This window comes from Bacillus niameyensis (genome assembly GCF_001375535.1).
In the GTDB taxonomy this organism is placed as follows: domain Bacteria; phylum Bacillota; class Bacilli; order Bacillales; family Bacillaceae_C; genus Lederbergia; species Lederbergia niameyensis.
Window position 1 is genome coordinate 3,745,099 of sequence record NZ_LN831197.1, and the last position, 19,935, is coordinate 3,765,033.

The 19,935-nt window shown below is 37.6% G+C and carries 14 protein-coding genes; 12 read left to right on the forward strand and 2 right to left on the reverse strand.

Going from position 1 to position 19,935, the window contains the following annotated elements:
* Positions 1 to 313: 313 nt before the first annotated feature.
* Positions 314 to 1,495, reverse strand: a complete 1,182-nt coding sequence (locus BN1243_RS17270) for a M14 family metallopeptidase (RefSeq protein WP_062108908.1) — start codon at positions 1,493 to 1,495, stop codon at positions 314 to 316.
* A gap of 160 nt (positions 1,496 to 1,655) precedes the next feature.
* A complete protein-coding gene (locus BN1243_RS17275; protein ID WP_062108910.1) occupies positions 1,656 to 2,852 on the reverse strand; it encodes an ROK family transcriptional regulator in 1,197 nt (398 codons plus the stop codon).
* Between the two features lie 253 nt (positions 2,853 to 3,105).
* On the opposite strand from BN1243_RS17275, the gene BN1243_RS17280 reads away from it, so the two are divergent.
* The 12 genes from BN1243_RS17280 (at position 3,106) to BN1243_RS17335 (ending at position 19,904) form a co-directional block, all read left to right on the forward strand.
* Positions 3,106 to 4,278 (forward strand): galactokinase, encoded by a 1,173-nt coding sequence (locus BN1243_RS17280; protein ID WP_062108912.1) that lies wholly within the window; start codon positions 3,106 to 3,108, stop codon positions 4,276 to 4,278.
* An 87-nt stretch (positions 4,279 to 4,365) separates the two neighbouring features.
* Positions 4,366 to 5,355, forward strand: coding sequence for a UDP-glucose 4-epimerase GalE (gene galE, locus BN1243_RS17285; RefSeq protein ID WP_062108915.1), 990 nt, complete (start codon positions 4,366 to 4,368; stop codon positions 5,353 to 5,355).
* Between the two features lie 36 nt (positions 5,356 to 5,391).
* The gene (galT, locus tag BN1243_RS17290) at positions 5,392 to 6,915 is read left to right on the forward strand and encodes a UDP-glucose--hexose-1-phosphate uridylyltransferase (RefSeq protein WP_062108923.1); all 1,524 of its coding nucleotides are present in this window, start codon (positions 5,392 to 5,394) and stop codon (positions 6,913 to 6,915) included.
* A 261-nt stretch (positions 6,916 to 7,176) separates the two neighbouring features.
* On the forward strand, positions 7,177 to 9,918 hold the full coding sequence (locus BN1243_RS17295; protein WP_062110730.1) for an alpha-mannosidase: 2,742 nt from the start codon (positions 7,177 to 7,179) through the stop codon (positions 9,916 to 9,918).
* The gene (locus tag BN1243_RS17300; RefSeq protein ID WP_062108925.1) at positions 9,918 to 11,228 is read left to right on the forward strand and encodes a glycoside hydrolase family 125 protein; all 1,311 of its coding nucleotides are present in this window, start codon (positions 9,918 to 9,920) and stop codon (positions 11,226 to 11,228) included. The genes BN1243_RS17295 and BN1243_RS17300 overlap by 1 nt, the downstream gene beginning before the upstream one ends.
* Positions 11,229 to 11,431: 203 nt before the next feature.
* The gene (locus tag BN1243_RS17305; protein WP_062108931.1) at positions 11,432 to 12,037 is read left to right on the forward strand and encodes a YesL family protein; all 606 of its coding nucleotides are present in this window, start codon (positions 11,432 to 11,434) and stop codon (positions 12,035 to 12,037) included.
* Between the two features lie 201 nt (positions 12,038 to 12,238).
* Positions 12,239 to 12,997: a Cof-type HAD-IIB family hydrolase gene (locus tag BN1243_RS17310; RefSeq protein WP_062108933.1), complete on the forward strand. Its 759-nt coding sequence runs from the start codon at positions 12,239 to 12,241 to the stop codon at positions 12,995 to 12,997.
* A gap of 365 nt (positions 12,998 to 13,362) precedes the next feature.
* Positions 13,363 to 14,826, forward strand: coding sequence for an ABC transporter substrate-binding protein (locus BN1243_RS17315; RefSeq protein ID WP_062108935.1), 1,464 nt, complete (start codon positions 13,363 to 13,365; stop codon positions 14,824 to 14,826).
* 705 nt (positions 14,827 to 15,531) lie between these two features.
* Positions 15,532 to 16,389, forward strand: coding sequence for an ABC transporter permease (locus BN1243_RS17320; RefSeq protein ID WP_084782403.1), 858 nt, complete (start codon positions 15,532 to 15,534; stop codon positions 16,387 to 16,389).
* Between the two features lie 21 nt (positions 16,390 to 16,410).
* Complete coding sequence (locus BN1243_RS17325) at positions 16,411 to 17,289, forward strand: carbohydrate ABC transporter permease (RefSeq protein ID WP_062108937.1); 879 nt, start codon at positions 16,411 to 16,413, stop codon at positions 17,287 to 17,289.
* Between the two features lie 27 nt (positions 17,290 to 17,316).
* A complete protein-coding gene (locus BN1243_RS17330) occupies positions 17,317 to 18,927 on the forward strand; it encodes an extracellular solute-binding protein (RefSeq protein WP_062108939.1) in 1,611 nt (536 codons plus the stop codon).
* A 74-nt stretch (positions 18,928 to 19,001) separates the two neighbouring features.
* Positions 19,002 to 19,904, forward strand: coding sequence for a metallophosphoesterase family protein (locus BN1243_RS17335; protein ID WP_062108940.1), 903 nt, complete (start codon positions 19,002 to 19,004; stop codon positions 19,902 to 19,904).
* The last annotated feature ends 31 nt before the right edge of the window (positions 19,905 to 19,935 follow it).

A 19,935-nucleotide genomic window follows, 5' to 3' on the forward strand; every position in this document is an offset into this window, starting at 1 on the left:
ACAATTTATAGATAGGGAATTCTTTATTATTCGTAATCTAAAATTCTGATCTTATTATTTTATATACATCTTATCGCAAGTTTTTCAAATTTATTTGGATATGTAAGAAACACCCAAGTGTTAAGGAAAGTCTTTATATTCACCGAAGAAATGGTATGAGGATCATTACATGTAACATGAGGAAATAAAAATGAGTTGTCAGAAACTAACTAAGTAGTGCAACCGTGCTCTTTTTCCAAATTAAAAAATCCGGGGAAACGTGAAAATTTCCCCGGAAATATAGCGAATGGTGCTTTGGGATTGTCGAATGTATTCACATTAAAGCTCTTACTAAGGCTGGTTTCATATGAGCGTAAATTTCGTCAAACTGGGTAATGGGGAGCGGATTTTGCCCTAAGCCTAATTCAAAGGTAAATCCTGGCCTTCGGAAATCTTGGATGAACCAATCTTTATAGCCAGCATAACTATCGACATAGCGAATCGCTTCATATCCACTTAGTCTAGCAAAGTCATTGGCAAGTACCTCTGATTCTGGAGGCTCTAGTCCTTCAAATCCCCAATAAATTTCCTGTCCTTGCGTGTGCAAGGCAAGCAATCGTGCAAAGCTTTCATTTCTGACTAAATTTGCCATGGCGATTGTTTCAGGTTCTGAGAGTGGACGAGTACCCGGAAAGTCTCGTGGTCCAGGCTCTTGAGGCTTCCTATCTCTTTCAATTTCCCATTTTGCTGGGAATTGCTTATTTAAATCAACACCGCGAATATTAGCTTTCCATCCAGAGAAGTCCGTACTTCCCCGATTTAATGCGATTACTTCAGCCTCTCTCCCAGCCGGCGGTCCATTTAATACAAGGCTGACACCGTCAGGATTAACCATTGGAATGGCGGATAGCTGATTTTGTGTATATAAAGAGAGGGCAGGGACCCCGCTAATATTTTGACCGTTCGTTAAAGCAAGTAAATATTCATTTAAAAATTTCATTAAAACAGGTGTAGTAATCCATTCGTTCGCATGGAAAGCGGCGTTCATTTGTACTTTACGATTGCCGTTTCCAACGCGAGCATCATATAAAGGTAGATCCATTACGCTGTTACCGGCAGATTGTAATGAAATAAAGGGATAAATCTCTTGTAACGTTCGTAAATCATTTCTCATTCGAACAAAATCATAATGAGAAGGGTCTCCAACGACAAAGGATGTTACTCGTAATGGTAAACGAATCGTCATGCCGACTTGCAATGCGTTTGGATTCATATTTTGGTTTAAAAGCAATAAAGTATCGATATTTAGATTCCGCGATTGGGCAATATTCCACAGCGTATCACCGCGTCGAATGGTATAGCGGTCTTCTGTAAAGCCAGGAATTTTAATTGTTTGACCAATATGGAGACCATTGGGGTTGACTCCTCTATTCGAGTCAATAATGAGTAGTAATGGTACAAAAAATAATTGGCTATAGAGCCAAAGTGAATCACCTGATCGGACTTTTACCTCCATGCTATTCCCTCCAAACAGTTTCTCCTTTATATGTATGAAAAGGGAGGGCGGATGATGATATGAAAAGAAGGATGCGATTCTTTAGGGGGGCATGGCAATAACCCTGAATCTATGAAAGGTACTTTCCTTTCAACAGGTTCAAGGTTATTGACCGAGCCATTTACATCTCTTTAACAGGAAAATCCCCTTCGAAAATTTCACCTAACACAAGAGCTGCTGCTCCGCGAGCTGTCCCGAAAGCGCCTTGTTCAGAACAATAAATTTCTGTTTCCTTTGCTTGTTTCGTTAGGCCTCTTTCGGCAATGGTCTCTCTTATTTTCGGCATGATGAATCGACTTGCACCGGAGACACCGCCACCAATGATAATTTTCGTTGGGTTAAGCAAATGAATGAGATTCGTTAAGCCAATTCCAATATATTGACCTGTTATTTCTAAAACTTGCTTGGCCACTTCATCGCCTTGCAATGCAGCATTATATACTGCTTGGCCATCGAGCGGTTTTTTTCCTAACATCGTTTTCGCACCCGCTTCTAAGTATGAAAGGGCTGTTCTTCCGATAGCTGGACCAGAAATCAAAGTTTCCCAGCAGCCGTGATTGCCACACGAACATAACCTCCCATTTAAATCCACTGTCATATGGCCAATTTCACCAGCAAGGTCATGATCTCCATAAAATAACCTGCCGTTTAAAACAATGCCAGCCCCGACTCCGTGGCCGATATTAATAGTAACCATGTTATCGACGTTCTTCCCATTTTCAAACCAATATTCTCCAAAGGCCATTGCACGGACATCGTTGTCAATGATCACATGGAGATCCAATTCTGCTTCCAAAAATTCTTTAATAGGTGTGTCGCGTAAGTTTAGTCCGGGGGCGAATAAGCTTACCCCGCTTTCTACATCAACGACACCATGCATCCCAACGCCAATTCCAATAATTTCCTTATCCTCATGAGTATGAGCTAGTGAGGTAATCGTTTGTTTTATAAGTTTAAGTAATGAATCTTTGGTTATAGCTAAAGGAATGGGAGTTTCTTTTTCACCAAGAACGGTTCCCGATAAATTTACAAGAACAGCTCGAATTGATTTTGTACCAACATCAAGCCCAATAATATGGAATCTAGTATTGTTAATAACTAATAATGTTGGTTTGCGTCCGCCAATGGATTCACCTTGTTCACTTTCGATAACTAGTCCTGAAACAATTAATTCACTAACAAGATTACTGACGGTAGGCGGGGTTAATTTAGTTTCTTTGGCGATCGTTGCCCTGGAAATCGGCCCATCTGTTCGAACTTTATTTAAAATAATCGATCGATTAAGCGACTTCATCCATTGAAAGCTTCCTTTTTTCATGTATTAAATCACTTCCTTGTAAAAAGTATAAATTTGATTAACTAGACCACTCATATAGCTAGGAAAAAAAGTGTTGTTTTAGCTAGGGTCTTTTCACCTATCTAATATATTTAGCAAAAGTGTATTTATTCCCTGCTTAACCTTCCTTTTTGATAAAATAATGTTGCAAATGTGCTAATATTATAATAACATATGAAGTAAGTTAAATTAATTAATTAAGTTTTTTTTTACTAATAAAAAGTAGGTGAGGATAATGGAAAATCTGCAAAAGTTGATTAATCAGTTTAAAGAAATATTCGGAAGTGATGATGGTATTCGGGCTTTTTTTGCACCAGGACGTGTCAATTTGATTGGAGAGCATACAGATTATAATGGCGGGCATGTTTTTCCCTGTGCACTTGATGTTGGGACAACGGCTATAGCTAAGAAGAGAAATGATCGTAAGCTACGTTTTTACTCAATGAATTTTTCCGAAAAAGGCGTAATTGAAGTAGATTTAGATGGAATTGAATATAAAAAGAGTGATGATTGGGCTAATTATCCAAAAGGTGTTATAGATGTTTTTCAAAAAGCTAATTACAAAATGGACTCGGGACTAGATGTTTTATATTTTGGAGATATCCCAAATGGAGCTGGATTATCTTCTTCTGCTTCCATAGAGTTAGCAACAGGGGTTATGCTTAATCATCTTTTTGAATTTAATATCGAACAGATTGAGATTGTAAAATTGGCTCAGAAAGCTGAAAATGAGTTTATTGGTGTAAAATGTGGTATTATGGACCAGTTTGCTTCTGGTATGGGGAAGAAGGATCATGCGGTACTGCTTGATTGCCAAACACTAGAGTATACATATACTCCTTTTCAATTAGAGGATTACGCACTGGTCATTGCTAATACAAATAAAAGCCGAGGTCTTGCAGATTCTAAATATAATGAGCGCCGGGCAGAATGTGAGCGAGCATTAGAACAACTTCAAAAAGAACTCGATATTGATTCCCTAGGTGATTTAATCGTTGATGACATCGAAAAATATAAGTATTTGATTGAAAATGAAACTGACCGCAAGCGCGCTAAACATGCGGTATCCGAAAACTCACGCACATTGACAGCTGTAGACATGTTGAATAAAGGGGATTTGGATGCATTTGGAAGATTGATGAGCGCTTCTCACCTTTCTTTGAGAGACGATTACGAAGTAACAGGGAAGGAACTTGATGCGTTAGTCGAAGCAGCATGGGCAGAAGAAGCTCTCGGCGCACGTATGACGGGAGCTGGGTTTGGCGGTTGTACAGTAAACCTTGTTAAAAAGGACCGGCTTGATAGTTTTATTGAAAGCGTTGGGAAACGATACGAAGCAGCAACGGGCCTTAAAGCCGATTTCTACGTAGTCAAAATCGGTGACGGCGCCAGAGAAATACAGTTATAAGGTGCCTGTCACCACCCGAATTTTGTCGAATTCGGGTGGTGACAGGCACGCCCCGGAAATTGTCGAATGATGAAGGAGGAGAAGAGGATGGCGATTTTAATATGTGGCGGTGCAGGGTATATTGGTAGTCATGCGGTGGCTGAGGTACTAGCACGTGGTGAAGAAGTTGTTGTTGTCGATAATTTGCAGAAGGGACATGCAGCAGCACTTTCAAAAGGTGCGAAATTTTATGATGGGGATATTCGTGATGAACATTTTCTCGATCAAGTTTTTACAGAAAATGAGATTGATGCTGTCATGCACTTTGCAGCTAATTCGCTTGTTGGGGAAAGTGTACAAATTCCGCTAGATTATTATGATAATAACGTAGGTGGGGCAATTTCTCTTTTACAAGCTATGAAGAAACATGGTGTTGATAAGATTGTCTTTTCTTCCACAGCTGCAACTTACGGAGAACCTAAGGAAATCCCAATTCTTGAAACGGCGGTAACAGACCCAACAAATCCATATGGTGAGACGAAATTAGCTATTGAAAAAATGCTGAAATGGACGGAAGCTGCTCATGGGATTCATTATGTAGTCCTTCGTTATTTCAATGTTGCAGGGGCTCATCCAAACGGAATCATTGGTGAGGACCATGATCCTGAGACACACCTTATCCCAATCATTTTAGAAGTGGCGCTTGGTAAGCGGGAGCATATTTCAATTTTTGGCGAAGATTACGACACACCAGATGGAACATGTATCCGCGATTATATTCACGTAATGGATCTTGTTGATGCCCATATTTTAGCGATTAAAAAATTGCGAGAAACTGGAGAGAGCGGGACATATAATCTTGGGAACGGAAGCGGCTTTAGTGTTAAAGAGGTTATAGATGTGGCTAGAAAGGTAACTGGCAAAGAAATCCCAGCTGTTGTTGCTCCAAGACGTGCAGGAGATCCAGCTCAGCTTGTAGCTTCTTCTGAAAAAGCAAAACGTGAACTTGGTTGGAATCCGCAAAATAATTCATTAGAATCGATGATCGAAAGTGCATGGGCTTGGTTTCAAAAATATCCTAACGGCTATGCAAAATAATGTGTCTCTTGAAATAAATGTAAAGGAGGCAGGCTGATGAATATATACACCGCAATAGAAAACCTAATCGATTACGGACTTCATAAAAAGTTAATCGAGAAGTGGGATGTGGATTTTGTCCGCAATCAATTACTACATATGTTAGATTTAGATGACTTTGAACCGACTGCGGTTAAATATTCAAAAGATGAAACACCAGTAAAGATTCTCGAAGAAATTTTAGATTGGGCAGCAGAAAATGGCAAGCTAGAACATAATACTATTACGTATCGCGACTTACTTGATATGGAAATAATGGGTGCACTAGTAGCAAGACCATCTACTGTTATCCAACAATTTTATGAGGTTTATCATTCAGTTGGTCCCCAAGCTGCGACCGAATACTTTTACGAGTTATCTAAGCACTCCTATTACATTCGGACAGATCGAGTTGCGAAAAATGAACATTGGCTTTCTCCGACGCCGTACGGTGATTTGGAAATAACGATTAATCTATCAAAACCGGAAAAAGATCCGGTAGCGATTGCCGCGGAGAAAAATAAGCAGGCTATTTCTTATCCAAAATGCTTACTCTGTAAAGAAAATGTCGGCTACTCTGGTAGGGTGGATCATCCAGCACGGCAAAATCATCGAATTATTCCGGTTGAACTGGAAGGTGCACAGTGGTATCTGCAATTCTCTCCTTACGTTTACTATAACGAACATGCAATTATTTTATCAGGCGAGCATGAGCCTATGAAAATATCAATAGCTGGCTTCAATCGATTGCTGGCGTTTGTGGAACAATTTCCTCATTATTTCGTAGGGTCGAATGCAGATCTCCCGATTGTGGGAGGGTCAATCTTAAGTCACGATCATTTTCAAGGCGGTCACCATCATTTTCCAATGGCTAAGGCTAAGATCGAAAAAACCTTCACCTTCCAAAACTTTGAAGAGGTAGAAGTCGGAATCGTTCATTGGCCGATGTCGGTTATTCGTCTCCGAGGGAAAGATCGAGGACAAATTGCAGAACTCGCCCATTACATTACTGAATGCTGGAGAGCGTACAGCGATCCAGAAGTGGAAGTGTATGCCGAAACAAATGGAGAACCTCATAATACGGTAACGCCAATCGTACGTCGTTCTGGTGACCTTTATGAGTTTGATATCGTTTTAAGAAATAATCGAACGAATGAACAACATCCGCTCGGAATTTTTCATCCTCATAATGAGGTTCATCATATTAAAAAGGAAAATATCGGATTGATCGAAGTAATGGGGCTCGCCGTTTTACCTGGTCGTCTTAAAGAAGAACTGCAGCAAGTTGCTGTTCTTTTACTAGAGACGGAATACAAAAATTTACTAGCAGCCGATGAACAAACTAGCAAACATGCTAAATGGGCTTGTCAAGTGAAGGAGCGCCATCCGGAAATGGATGAAAAAAATGTGGGCGACATTCTTCGACAGGAAGTCGGAATCGTTTTCTCCACAGTTCTAGAACACGCTGGGGTTTTCAAACGAACGTCTGAAGGGCAGGCGGCTTTTGCAAAATTTATGAACCAAATCAAAGTAAAAAGCTAAAAGTCAGCAAAAGCTGGCTTTTTGTGTGTATTAAGTCCTTTTTTTTTACAAATACCTGTTGATTGGTATATGTTGGATTAGGCGATTTGGACTATTCAAAGAAATGCTGTAAAAACTTAAGTATCGATGGATATTAATTGACATTATCTTAATAGAATTCTAATGTATAGGTGTATGAAAAGGATTTTAAAAATCGACAAAAAATTCATCAGGTGACAGCGTTTGCTAGTCAAGTCAAGGCTGAATCCTGCTTTATCAAAAATGATTGATCAAGAAAGGATCGTGAACAACGTGGCAAAAACAACAGCACACATCATTTCTCACTCTCACTGGGATCGGGAATGGTATCTACCTTTTGAAAAGCATCGTTATTATTTAGTGAAACTTATGGATGCTCTACTAGAAAAATTAGAAAACGACCCTGACTATAAAAGTTTCCATCTTGATGGACAAACGATCGCGTTGGATGACTATTTAGAAGTTAAACCGGAAAAACGTGACCTTGTAAAAAAATATATTGAAGAAAAACGAATCATCATCGGTCCTTGGTATATATTGCAAGATGCTTTCCTTACAAGTGCAGAAGCGAATGTTCGTAATCTAGTAATTGGAATGAATGAATCAGGAAAATATGGCCCGTATTCTAAACTAGGCTATTTCCCAGATACGTTCGGAATCTATGGACAAGCTCCACAAATGCTGAAGCAAGCTGGAATTGATACTGCAGCCTTTGGTCGTGGTGTAAAACCAACTGGATTTAACAATACAGTAAGTGATTCGGAAAACTTCGAATCCCCATATTCTGAGCTAGAATGGCAATCTCCAGATGGATCAAGTGTCCTTGGTATTTTATTTGCCAATTGGTACTCCAACGGGAATGAAGTTCCAAGCACTGAAGAAGAAGCGAAGAAATTCTGGGAGCAAAAATTAGCGGATGCACAAAAATATGCTTCTACACCGCATCTTCTTTATATGAATGGCTGTGACCACCAACCATTGCAAAAAGACTTGCCTGAAGCAATTAAGCTTGCAAATGAGCTTTATCCAGATATCGAATTCAAACATTCTAATTTTGAAGAATATATGGAAGAAGTTAAAAATAACTTACCAGAAAAGCTTCAAACAGTTAAAGGTGAACTTCGCAACCAACGTACAGATGGCTGGTCAACACTCGTAAACACAGCGTCTGCTCGTATTTATTTGAAACAAATGAACCATTCTGGTCAAACGAAATTGGAAAGACTGGCAGAACCGCTTGCTACTTTCGCATACATGAATGGTGAAGAATATCCAGAAGACTACTTGCGTTTTGCTTGGAAACAACTAATGCAAAACCATCCACATGACAGTATTTGTGGTTGCTCCGTTGATGAAGTCCATGATGAAATGGTGACTCGCTTCAAGAAGGTCGACCAAATGGCAGATATGATCATCGAAGAGCAAGCTTTGAAACTGACAGAAAAAATTGATACAACAGCACCTGCAGGATTTGATCATGCACTTCCGTTGATTGTTATGAATACAGCAGGAATTAAACGCCATACTACCATTGAAAAAGTCGTTGATTTTGAACGTGTTTATTTTGGTGAAATGCCATTGCAAAAAATTCACGGTCATCTTCGTGACAAAGCTTTACCAGAGCTTACACTTGTTAATGCGAAAGGTGAAGAAATTCCAGCAGTAATTGAAGATCTTGGTTCAGAATTTGGCTATGATCTCCCAGATGATAAGTTTAGACAGCCATTTTACGCGAAAAAAGTGAAAGTTGTCTTCTCGACAGATGAACTACCTGAATTCGGCTATCAAACTTATTTCTTAGTAGAAAAAGCACCTTCCAATCAAGGTGAAATGGTCGCTAAAGATGATCACACATTGGAAAACGAGCATATCCGTGTTGCGATCCATGAAGATGGTACGTATGACGTCCTTCATAAAGTATCTGGTAAAGAGTATAAAAATGTTGGTGCATATGAGGATACAAGTGATATCGGTAATGAATATATGTTCAAAAAGGCTACAGATGAACAAGCCTACACAACAAAAGGATTACAAGCGGATATTCAAGTTGTTGAAAATAACGCAGCAAGAGGTGTAATCGAAATTACACATCGTTTTGAAATTCCGGCTGCTGCTCACGAAGAATTGGAAGATTTGAAAGATCGTCTCGTTTGGCATTCAGTTCGTGAAGCTCGTCGTTCCGAAGAAATGACAACTCTTGTGATGAAAACAAGATTAACGCTTGATCAACATTCCAAAGGCTTGGCAGTAAAATTGGATCTAGATAACACTGCGAAAGACCATCGCCTCCGTGTTGTTTATCCAACAGGATTCGAAACGAGTCATCATTTAGCTGAAAGTGCCTTTGAAATTGCAGAAAGACCAAATAAACCAGAAATCGAATGGCAAAACCCAAGCTTTGACCACCATCAACAATCATTTGCTTCCTTGTCTGATGGCAAATATGGTTTAACTGTTGCGACAAAAGGTTTACAAGAGTATGAAGTTGTAGAAAAAGATACAACTCTTGAAGTTACAGTACTTCGTGCTACATCCGAGCTTGGTGACTGGGGTTACTTCCCAACACCTGGAGCACAGTGTCTAGGTGAGCAAACGGCTGAATGGTTTGTCATTCCTCACGCGGGTGATGCAATCGAAGCAAAAGCATACGAAGAAGCGTATGACTTCCAAGTTCCAACTGTATGTGTTCAAACAAATGAACATACTGGTGAACTTGCGTCTGATGGTACTTTCATGAACTGGGAAAGTAATGGCCTTGTCTTCACAACCTTGAAAAAAGGGGAAACAAGTGACGATATTTTCATGAGAGTGTATAATCCATCTGGAGAAGAAAGAAGTTTGACTATCGAGAATCCACTTGCAAAAGCATATTACTCAAGTAATATCATTGAAGAAAAAATGGATTCTGTCGGTTCGGCTTACGAAGAAATGCCAGTTGGAAACTATAAAATTGTAACTGTGGGTATGGAAGGAGTTAAGAAATAATGACAAATATTCCTCAATCACTACAAGCGATTATTGACGAAGTGAAAACTAAATTTCCAGGTGAGGAAAAATTACATGATATGTTTGCACGTTGTTTCGTCAATACGTATTCAACGACTTTAAAACATCTAGATGATGGCACAACGTTTGTCATTACAGGTGATATTCCAGCAATGTGGCTGCGCGATTCCGCAGCCCAAGTTCGCCCATATTTGCTAGCGGCGAACGAGGATGAAGACATTAAAAACATGCTCACTGGTGTTGTTAATCGCCAAATTAAATTTATTTTGCATGACCCATATGCGAATGCTTTTAACGAAGCTGCAAACTCAAATAGCTACCATGGTGCGGATAAAACAGAAATGACACCATGGCTTTGGGAACGTAAGTATGAAGTCGATTCATTATGCTACCCAATTCAACTTGCCTATTTGCTATGGAAAACGACAGGCGAAACAACTCATTTAGGTGAAGAATTCCGTGAAGCTGTCAAAACGATCGTAAAAGTTTGGACAGATGAGCAGGATCACGAAAACAAATCTCCATACCGTTTCGAACGTGATACAAATCTGCACACAGAAACACTGATCCGTGATGGATTAGGAAGTAAAACAGCCTATACTGGCATGACTTGGAGCGGCTTCCGTCCAAGTGATGATTCCTGCACATACGGATATTTAGTGCCAGCCAATATGTTTGCAGCTGTTGTACTAGACTATGCAGCTGAAATTTGTGAAACAGTATTGAATGATGCAGAACTTTCTAAAGAATGTAAGGCATTAGGTCAAGAGATTCGCACTGGAATTGAAGAGCATGGAACAATTGAACATCCACATTACGGAAAAATTTATGCGTATGAAGTAGACGGACTAGGCAACTATAATTTAATGGATGATGCGAACGTTCCAAGTTTATTGTCTGCTCCTTACCTTGGCTATTGCGATTTTGATGATGAAGTTTATCAAAACACAAGACAATTCCTTTTGAGCCGAAACAACCCTTATTACTATGAAGGTAGTGTTGCTCGCGGAATTGGCAGCCCACATACACCAGATCACTACGTTTGGCATATCGCCTTGTCCATTCAAGGGATGACTAGCATTAGTGAACAAGAAAAAGAGTGGATTTTGCGTACAATGCTTAATACAGACGGTGGAACAGGATTCATGCATGAAGGCTTTAATGCCTCTAACCCTGAACAGTTCACTCGCGAATGGTTCGCTTGGTCTAACACAATGTTCAGTGAATTCGTCTTAAGCCTATGCAATATGACAGTAAAAGGCAGCCCACTACATGAAAAATTGAAATAAAGTAAAAGATAAGAGGAAGAAGAGATTATTCTTCTTCCTTTTTTTCAATAGTGGTATTTGTAAATTATTGAGAAACTCGTAAAATTAAATGAGAAGTCGCGAAAAAAAGTCAAAACTTGAAAGATAACCGAAAAACTCGTTAAATAAATCCATCATTATAAAATCATTCGAATTTACTCAACAATCCACAAGGAGGTTAGCACATGAAGTTATTCCTAATAGTCAGTGAATGGGTGTTACGCCTTATCTGGACGAACCTCTTATGGATTGGCTTTACCCTATTAGGACTGGGGATTTTTGGAATCATGCCAGCCACGGTTGCAATGTTTTCCGTAACAAGAAAATGGACAAAGAAAGAATTTGACTTTTCCATCTGGCACCAATTTAAAGATACATACTTTAAGGAATGGGTACCCAGTAACAAGGTGGGAATCATTTTTGCATTAATTGGTGCTTTTCTCTTTCTCGATCTTAGTTTTGCAGAGCAAATGCAAGGTTTCTTTTCCTTAATCCTTTATATCTTTTTTCTATTCTTGTTTTTAATCTTCTTCTTAACATTAATTTTCTTTTTCCCACTCTATGTGCAGTACGCATTTAAAACTAAGGAATATGTAAAACAAGCCTTTATTCATGCGATTGCAAGCGTCAAAGACACACTTATCATCCTGCTCGGCTTAGCCTTCATTGCTTACTTCTTTTCAAGATTGCCTGGACTCATTCCGTTTATGGGTGGAGTTTTGCCCGCTTACTTGATTATGGCTATTTGTATGAAGAGGTTTCGGAAGATGGAAAACAAACAAAAAGACTAGCTCTTATTATAAAGAGCAGTCTTTTTTTGTTTACTTTAAAAAAGTGTTAGATTTTTTAAATGATTCTATCAATAGATTGACCCAGAATGGATACTGTTGTATATTAGCTTTGAAGTTGGCCCCTTCTTGGAATGTATATATTAGATAAAAGGATCCATGATCAACAGGCCGAAAACGTCATATGGAGGATAAAAGATAATAATGCCGAAGTATAAATTATTAGCCCTTGATCTGGACGAAACGTTACTTACTCCAGACAAAAAAATTACTGAGAGAAATAAAGAGTGGATAGTTAAGGCATCTGAAGTTGGCGTGACAGTCATTATTTCCACTGGTCGCGGATATTTAAATATGAGCCATTTTCGCGAAGAATTAGGTTTAAAGACTCCGATGGTATTGGTAAATGGCGCAGAAGCCTGGAATGAATCAGTAGAAATTATCGATAGGCGTTTAATTAACCAGGAAGATATTCATGCTTTATATAAATTATCACTTCAAACAAATGCAGATTTCTGGGCGTATGGAATTAATAGCTTTGTCAGAAGGTCTGAGTGGAGAGAAGAACTGTTGAAGGAACGATGGACGCAATTTGTTGCTCGGCACGATGACATAAAGGTATTGGCTGAATTTAAAAGTCAAATAGAAAACGTGTCTAAAAGTTTGGAAATAACTAGATCATCTACTCAAAATGTAGAGTTTACATTAAAGGGAACTTCTAAAGCGTCAGGAGTACAAGCAGTCTGTGAATACTTAAATATTAGTATGAGTGAAGTTATGGCAATCGGAGATAATTTTAACGATATGAAATTGATACAAAAGGCTGGTTTAGGCATAGCCATGGGCAATGCTGTACAGGAATTAAAAGATTTCGCTGATGATATAACGGATACAAATACGAAAGATGGAGTAGCTCAAGCAATTCAAAAATATATATTCGAAAATGAAATTGTCATGGTTTAGAAAGTCGTATTTGATCTAAGGCCAGCTCTCTATTAAGGGAGCTGGTTCTTTTTTATCTATAAAGTCCAATTTCTGGGTAATAAGTTATAAAGATTTATCGATATATTTAATTTGTCCACTAAATATAAAGTTAGTCAACTGTTATATTAGTATAGCGTTTTCTATAATAGAGTTATGAAAGCGATTTAATACTTAATGAAATCGGTACCATTGATTAATCCATGCGTGATATCGATACAGCCTATGGCTAAAGTACTGATCGTCTTCATTGCTAATAGTAGTTACTTATCTTTTATACAATAACATTATGGGTATACTAACTATTAGCGACGAGAAAGGATATCTTATAAAAAGGGGAGAAAAAAATGAAGAAAAAGCTTTTGCTTTTGATGGTCTTGATTTTAAGTCTTGGCACAGTTCTTGCTGCTTGCGGCGGAAATGATAGCAAGAAGGAATCGGCCGATAAAGGTGGTAGCAGCGAAAAACCATATGAAATTAAATGGTATACGATTGGAACACCACAAAAAGATACGAAAAAGGTTTTCGAAGAAGTTAATAAGTATACAAAAGAAAAAATTAATGTCACAGTTAATATGACCCAAATTGACTGGGGTGATTATAACCAAAAAATGCAAGTAATGATTTCCTCAGGTGAAGCTTTTGATTTGGCTTATATCGATGGCGGAAACTACGTCTCATATGCTCAAAAGGGTGCGTTCGTACCTGTAGATGATTTATTAGACAGCCACGGGAAAGATCTTAAGAACGTTTTGGACCCTGCTTTGTTAGAAGGTGCCAAAGTAGATGGAAAACTATATGGTATTCCAGCGAATAAAGAGGTAGCCAGACAAACTGTTTACACATTTAATAAACGTTTAGTTGAAAAATATGGCTTCGATATTTCCAAAGTTAAAACATTAGCTGATTTAGAGCCGATGTTGAAAGAAATTAAAGCTAACGAGTCTGATATTACACCGATCGCAACATTTAAACCGCTTTTACCATTTGACTTTATTATGACTGAAGATTTGCCATTCGCGTTCCCGCTTGAAGGCGACACAGAAAAAGTTGTGAATGTGTTTGAAACTGATGTTGTAATGGATCTTTATAAAACAATGCATGAATATTTTAAAGCTGGCTATATCAAATCTGACGCTGCAACAAGTAAAGATAGCTGGCCAATGGATGTAGAAAACTGGTTTGTTCGTACAGGTGGTTCTCAACCATACGCTGACTTACTTTGGTCTCGTTCAGCTAAAACATATGAAGTTACTTCTGTACCAGCTGAAGATCCAATTGTTGTTAACAGTTCTGTAACTGGTTCAATTCAAGCAATTTCTTCAACTTCTAAAAATCCTGAAAAGGTTATGGAATTCTTGAACTTGCTAAATACTGATCCATATCTTCGTAACCTTGTAGATAAAGGTATTGAAGGCGTTCACTATGAAAAGAGCGATGATGGAACAATTAAAGATCTTCCAGCGCGTGTTGAAAATTATAATATGCCATCCTATTCTCTAGGTAACCATTTTATCCTATATCTATACGAAGATGATCCTGCAGATAAATGGGAAAAATTCCAAGAGTTTAATGCAAGTGCTACAAATGCACCTGGACTTGGATTCCATTTTGACAGCGATCCTGTAAGAACGGAAATTGCATCTATTTCCAACGTTTCTAAGGAATTCTTCCCTGCATTAGGAACTGGTTCAGTTGATCCTGAAGAGTATATGCCTAAATTCAATGAAAAATTGAAAGAGGCAGGCCTTGATAAAGTTATAACTGAAATGCAAAAGCAATTTGACGAATGGAAAGCTGCACAAAAATAAAAAAGTAACAAAAAAGCTGGGTGAAATCATCCAGCTTTTTTGTGTTTTAATGATTTGCAAGTGTGTGCTTATTTCATGTCTTAACAGATATAGCACTAACTCTCTATTGGTGACAAATGCAGACATTTAGAAGATAAAAGCCACTTCCCCCTTTTGAAATTATTAGAATAATTCGTATTGACAAAAGATAATGACCAGTATATATTGATTGTGTGGTATTTGTTGTACTTTTATTGTTTTGTGTTGCTTACCTACATTCTACTACAATATTTAACTATAGAATGTTGTGGTACCTTAAAGTATATCTGCAGATTCATTCATATTAATGCACTTAGATGAAGATTTACATGATGTAATGAAACAACATGAATCAATAAAATGTCAATGAATATCACTACAATAGGATTAAGTACCACATATAACTACTTAAAAACTAATGAAGGGAGAATGTAAAAGTTATATAGTTTTACAGAAACATGATGTACGCATGTTACTAATGTGAAATTGAATAACGGCATTCAAGTGGATTAGCCAGTATACAAACAAAAAGATAGTAAAAGGAAGAGAAGAAAGGAGATTTCTAGTTTGCTTAATCAAGCTGGCAAGAAAATATCAACAGAATTTCATCCAAGAACTCCTGTGCTGCCAAAAAGCCGCAAGTCGAATGCGAAAAGGTTATTCAAAAAGAACTGGCAGCTTTATATTATGATTATTCCAGTTATTGCCTACTTTGTTATTTTTCATTACGTTCCTATGTATGGAATACAAATAGCATTTAAAGATTTTATCGCTTCGAAGGGGATTACCGGAAGTACTTGGGTTGGTCTTAAGCATTTTACCCGATTTTTTGATAGCTATTTCTTTTGGAGATTAATGAAGAACACAATTGGAATTGGGTTGTATGAGCTACTATTAGGATTTCCTATACCAATCATTCTAGCTTTAATGATCAATGAAGTTAGATTGAAATTTTTTAAGAAAACAGTTCAAACGGTTACTTATGCGCCGCATTTCCTGTCAACAGTTGTGTTAGTAGGGATGATTATCATTTTTTTATCCCCTGACAATGGAATGATTAATCAACTTATACGTGCATTTGGTGGGAATGAAATATCCTTCATGACTGAACCAAAATGGTTTAAGACTGTATATGTCTTTTCAGGTATTTGGCAACAAATGGGATGGAGTTCTATCATTTATTTAGCCGCTTTGGCTGGGATTGATCCGCAATTACATGAGTCAGCAACTGTAGATGGGGCAAATAGGTTACAACGTATTTGGCATGTTAATATCCCAGGAATATTGCCAACCATCATAATATTGCTCATTTTAAATACTGGATCAATTGTAAGTGTTGGTTTTGAAAAGGTTTTCTTAATGCAGAATGATTTGAACTTGGAAGCTTCCGACGTTATATCTACATATGTTTATCGTAGTGGTATTTTGGGAGCACAGTTTAGTTTTGCGGCAGCTGTTGGATTATTTAGTACAGTGATTAACTTTATTTTGCTTATTACGGTTAACTCGCTAGCTAAAAGAGTGGGGCAAAGTAGCTTATGGTAAGGAATAGAGGTGCGTTCAACGATGAATCAATCATTTGGCGATAAAGTTTTTGGAATAATCAATAATAGTTTATTGTTTATCATTCTTCTTGTTATTCTATACCCATTGATTTTTGTTTTGAGTGCCTCGATCAGTAATCCTATGATAGTAGCAAGTGGGGATTTGTGGTTACTGCCTAAGGAGCTTACTTTTATAGGTTACAAAAAGGTATTTCAGAACCAGGATATTATGAATGGTTATTTAAACACGCTATTTTATACAACTTTGGGAACATTAATCAATGTTTTTATGACAACACTTGGAGCTTATCCGTTATCACGTAGAGACTTCTATGGAAAAAATATAATTATGTTCTTTTTTGTCTTTACAATGTTTTTTAGTGGTGGATTGATACCGACCTATTTAGTTATTAAAAACTTAGGTATGCTGAATTCCTTTTGGGCAATCGTTATTCCGAATGCTGTAGCTGTATTTAATTTAATTATTATGCGGACCTTTTTTCAACAAAATATTCCTCAAGAAGTCGAGGAAGCTGCTGAAATAGATGGTTGTTCGAACTTCCAGATCCTTTGGAGAATTGTTTTACCATTGTCTACACCGATCATCGCTGTAATGGTGCTTTTTTATAGTGTAGGTCATTGGAATGCCTACTTTGATGCACTCATTTATTTAACGGATCGAGAGAAGTTCCCGTTACAGTTAATCTTAAGGGAAATCCTTATTCAGAATTCAATGGATGATATGGCTGGAAGCAGTGAGTCGATGGCACAGCAAATGTTATATGCCCAATCTATAAAATATGCGGTTGTAATTGTTGCGAACTTACCAGTCTTATTGTTATATCCATTTTTGCAAAAATACTTTGTACAAGGAATTATGGTTGGAGCAGTAAAGGGATAGAAAAGGAAAATAGGGGAGGAGTATTAAATGAAAAAATCATGGTTCGTCGCTTTGTTTATTGTAATGACAATTTTTATCCTTTCGGCTTGTAGTGGAAACACAGATGAAGCCGGTGGTAAAGAAGAGAAAAATGGAAACGAAGATAATAATATTTTAAATGAAGAAGGAATGCCAATTGTAAAGGAACCAATCGAAATGACAATGTTTGCTTCGAAACGATTTGCTTCTCAAGATTGGAACGACATTATGATTTGGAACGAATATGAAAAAATGACTAATATTAAAGTTAAATTTGACACTGTTGATCGCGATAATCTTGCTGAAAAGCGAAATATATTACTCGCAAGTGGTGATTACCCAGATGCGTTTTTCGGGAACGGCCTATCAGTTAATGACTTGATGAATTATGGCGGTCAAGGTGAGTTTGTGGCACTCAATGATTTGATTGATAAATATGCACCAAACTTCAGTAAATTACTGGAGGAATATCCTGAAGTTAAAAAGGCAATTACGATGCCTGATGGGAATATCTATTCCTTCCCAGTTATATATGATCCTGAGTTCAAATCAATGTTGATGGGACCGCTTATGTGGTATAAAAAAGAGTGGTTGGATGAACTTGGAAGGGACTTTCCAGAAACGACAGAAGAGTTTTATCAACTATTAAAAGAAATTAAGGCAAAGTATCCAGATGCTATTCCAATTGGAGGAGGACCTGGAATTGATTCCTACCTCATCCCGTTCTTTAAAGGTGCATGGGGGCTGGGAAATAGGGGTGGATCCCATCCGAACGTGGATATTGACCCGGAAACAAATGAACTTCGTTTCATACCGACTGATTCAAATTATAAAGAGATGTTGCAATATCTAAATAAAATTTATAGTGAAGATCTTATCGATAAGGACTTCTTTACAGCTAATGCTGATCAGATTATTGCCAAAGGGTCTTCCGGTGTGTATGGAGTTCTTCCTGACTATAACCCTGAAGCTGTTTATAGTAACCTCCAAGGCTATATTGGGGGAAATGCACTTATAGGTCCACACGGAGATCAAATATATGCTCATATAGGTTCTCCAATTGGATCTCCTGGGCAATTCGTTATTTCAAAGAAAAATAAATATCCTGAAGCAACTATTCGTTGGGTAGACCATCTTTATAGCGAAGAAGGAAGCAAGATGTTCTTTATGGGCTTTAAAGATGAGACCTATGTGGAGACTGCTGACGGTAAATTTGAATACACAGATGAAATAAAAAATAATCCAAATGGGTTAACTCAAGACCAAGCAGTCGGCCAATATCTAGTATGGCCTGGTTCGGGATATCCCGGAATTTTAAAGCAAGAGTTTTTTCAAGGTTCTGAAGGAATGCCAAGTTCACTTGAAGCAGCAAAGAGAGTAGAACCTTATATACCTGAAGAAATATGGGCGCCATTTAACTATACGATAGAGGAACTCGAGGAAATGAATGCACTTAGAGATGACATTGAAACCTATATTAAAGAAATGAATGCCAAGTTCATTACAGGTGCTGCATCTTTTGATGATTGGGATAATTATGTAAAAACATTTGATAAAATGGGTCTTGATCGTTATATGAAAATCTATCAAGATGCTTATGATAGATATACACAACAATAATATAATACAGTGAAAATGGGAGGGAGGATCGTTTTCTCCTTTCTTTTTTCATATATTTGAAAGAGGGTTTTCCAATGAGTAATAACCATATAAGTTCTTCAAAAGGCGAAGCTGTTCTTGAATTTTTTGTCATTAGTGATTTTCAGTTAACCATTGGTAATAAGAAGTCTCACGGAAAAATAAAAATAGGGTTACAAGATTTAAAAGAAATTAACCCTACTCCTGATGCATTAGTAGTAAATGGTGACATGACCGATGACGGTAGTAAAGAGAGTTATGAAAAGGTTAAATATGTAATGGAAGAAACCTTTTATCCTGAAAACACTTTATTCACAATAGGAAATCATGAATTCTTTAAGAATGATGGAAATGAACCAGCCATTAAACGTTTTTTAGACTTCTCTGGACGTACACGTCTGTTTGATGAACAAATCATTAATGATCATCCTTTTATTCTATTAGGTTCTGAAAGTTGGGGGCCGATTGGAGCACCTACAAAGGATTCTGCATATTTAAGTGAAGAGCAATTGCAATGGTTAGAGGAAACGTTGGAGAAATATCAATCATCAGGAAAACCAATTTTCATATTTCTGCATCAGCCTTTGCCTTACACACTATCAGGTACTGATTTAGAATACTATCGTAATGGAGTTATTCAGGATAAGGAATTAAAAAGGATATTATCACAATACCCTAAGGCGATTTTATTTTCTGGCCACTCTCATTGGGATTTACATTTACAAGATATGTTTCTATATGAACGTTTTGCAATGGTTAATTCTGGAGCCATCTATAATACATATGGTCCTGATGAAAACGGGTATGAGAAAGTGATTAATCCGGAGGGGTGCCAAGGATTATATGTACAAGTGTTTCATGATGAAGTGATCATTAAGGCTAGAGATATGGAAAAAAGGGAATGGATAAACAATCAATTGGTGATACCTTTGGCTGGGGTTAAGGGTCAATATACTTGAAGGCACTAGTAAGTTTGTTTGTATTTCACTA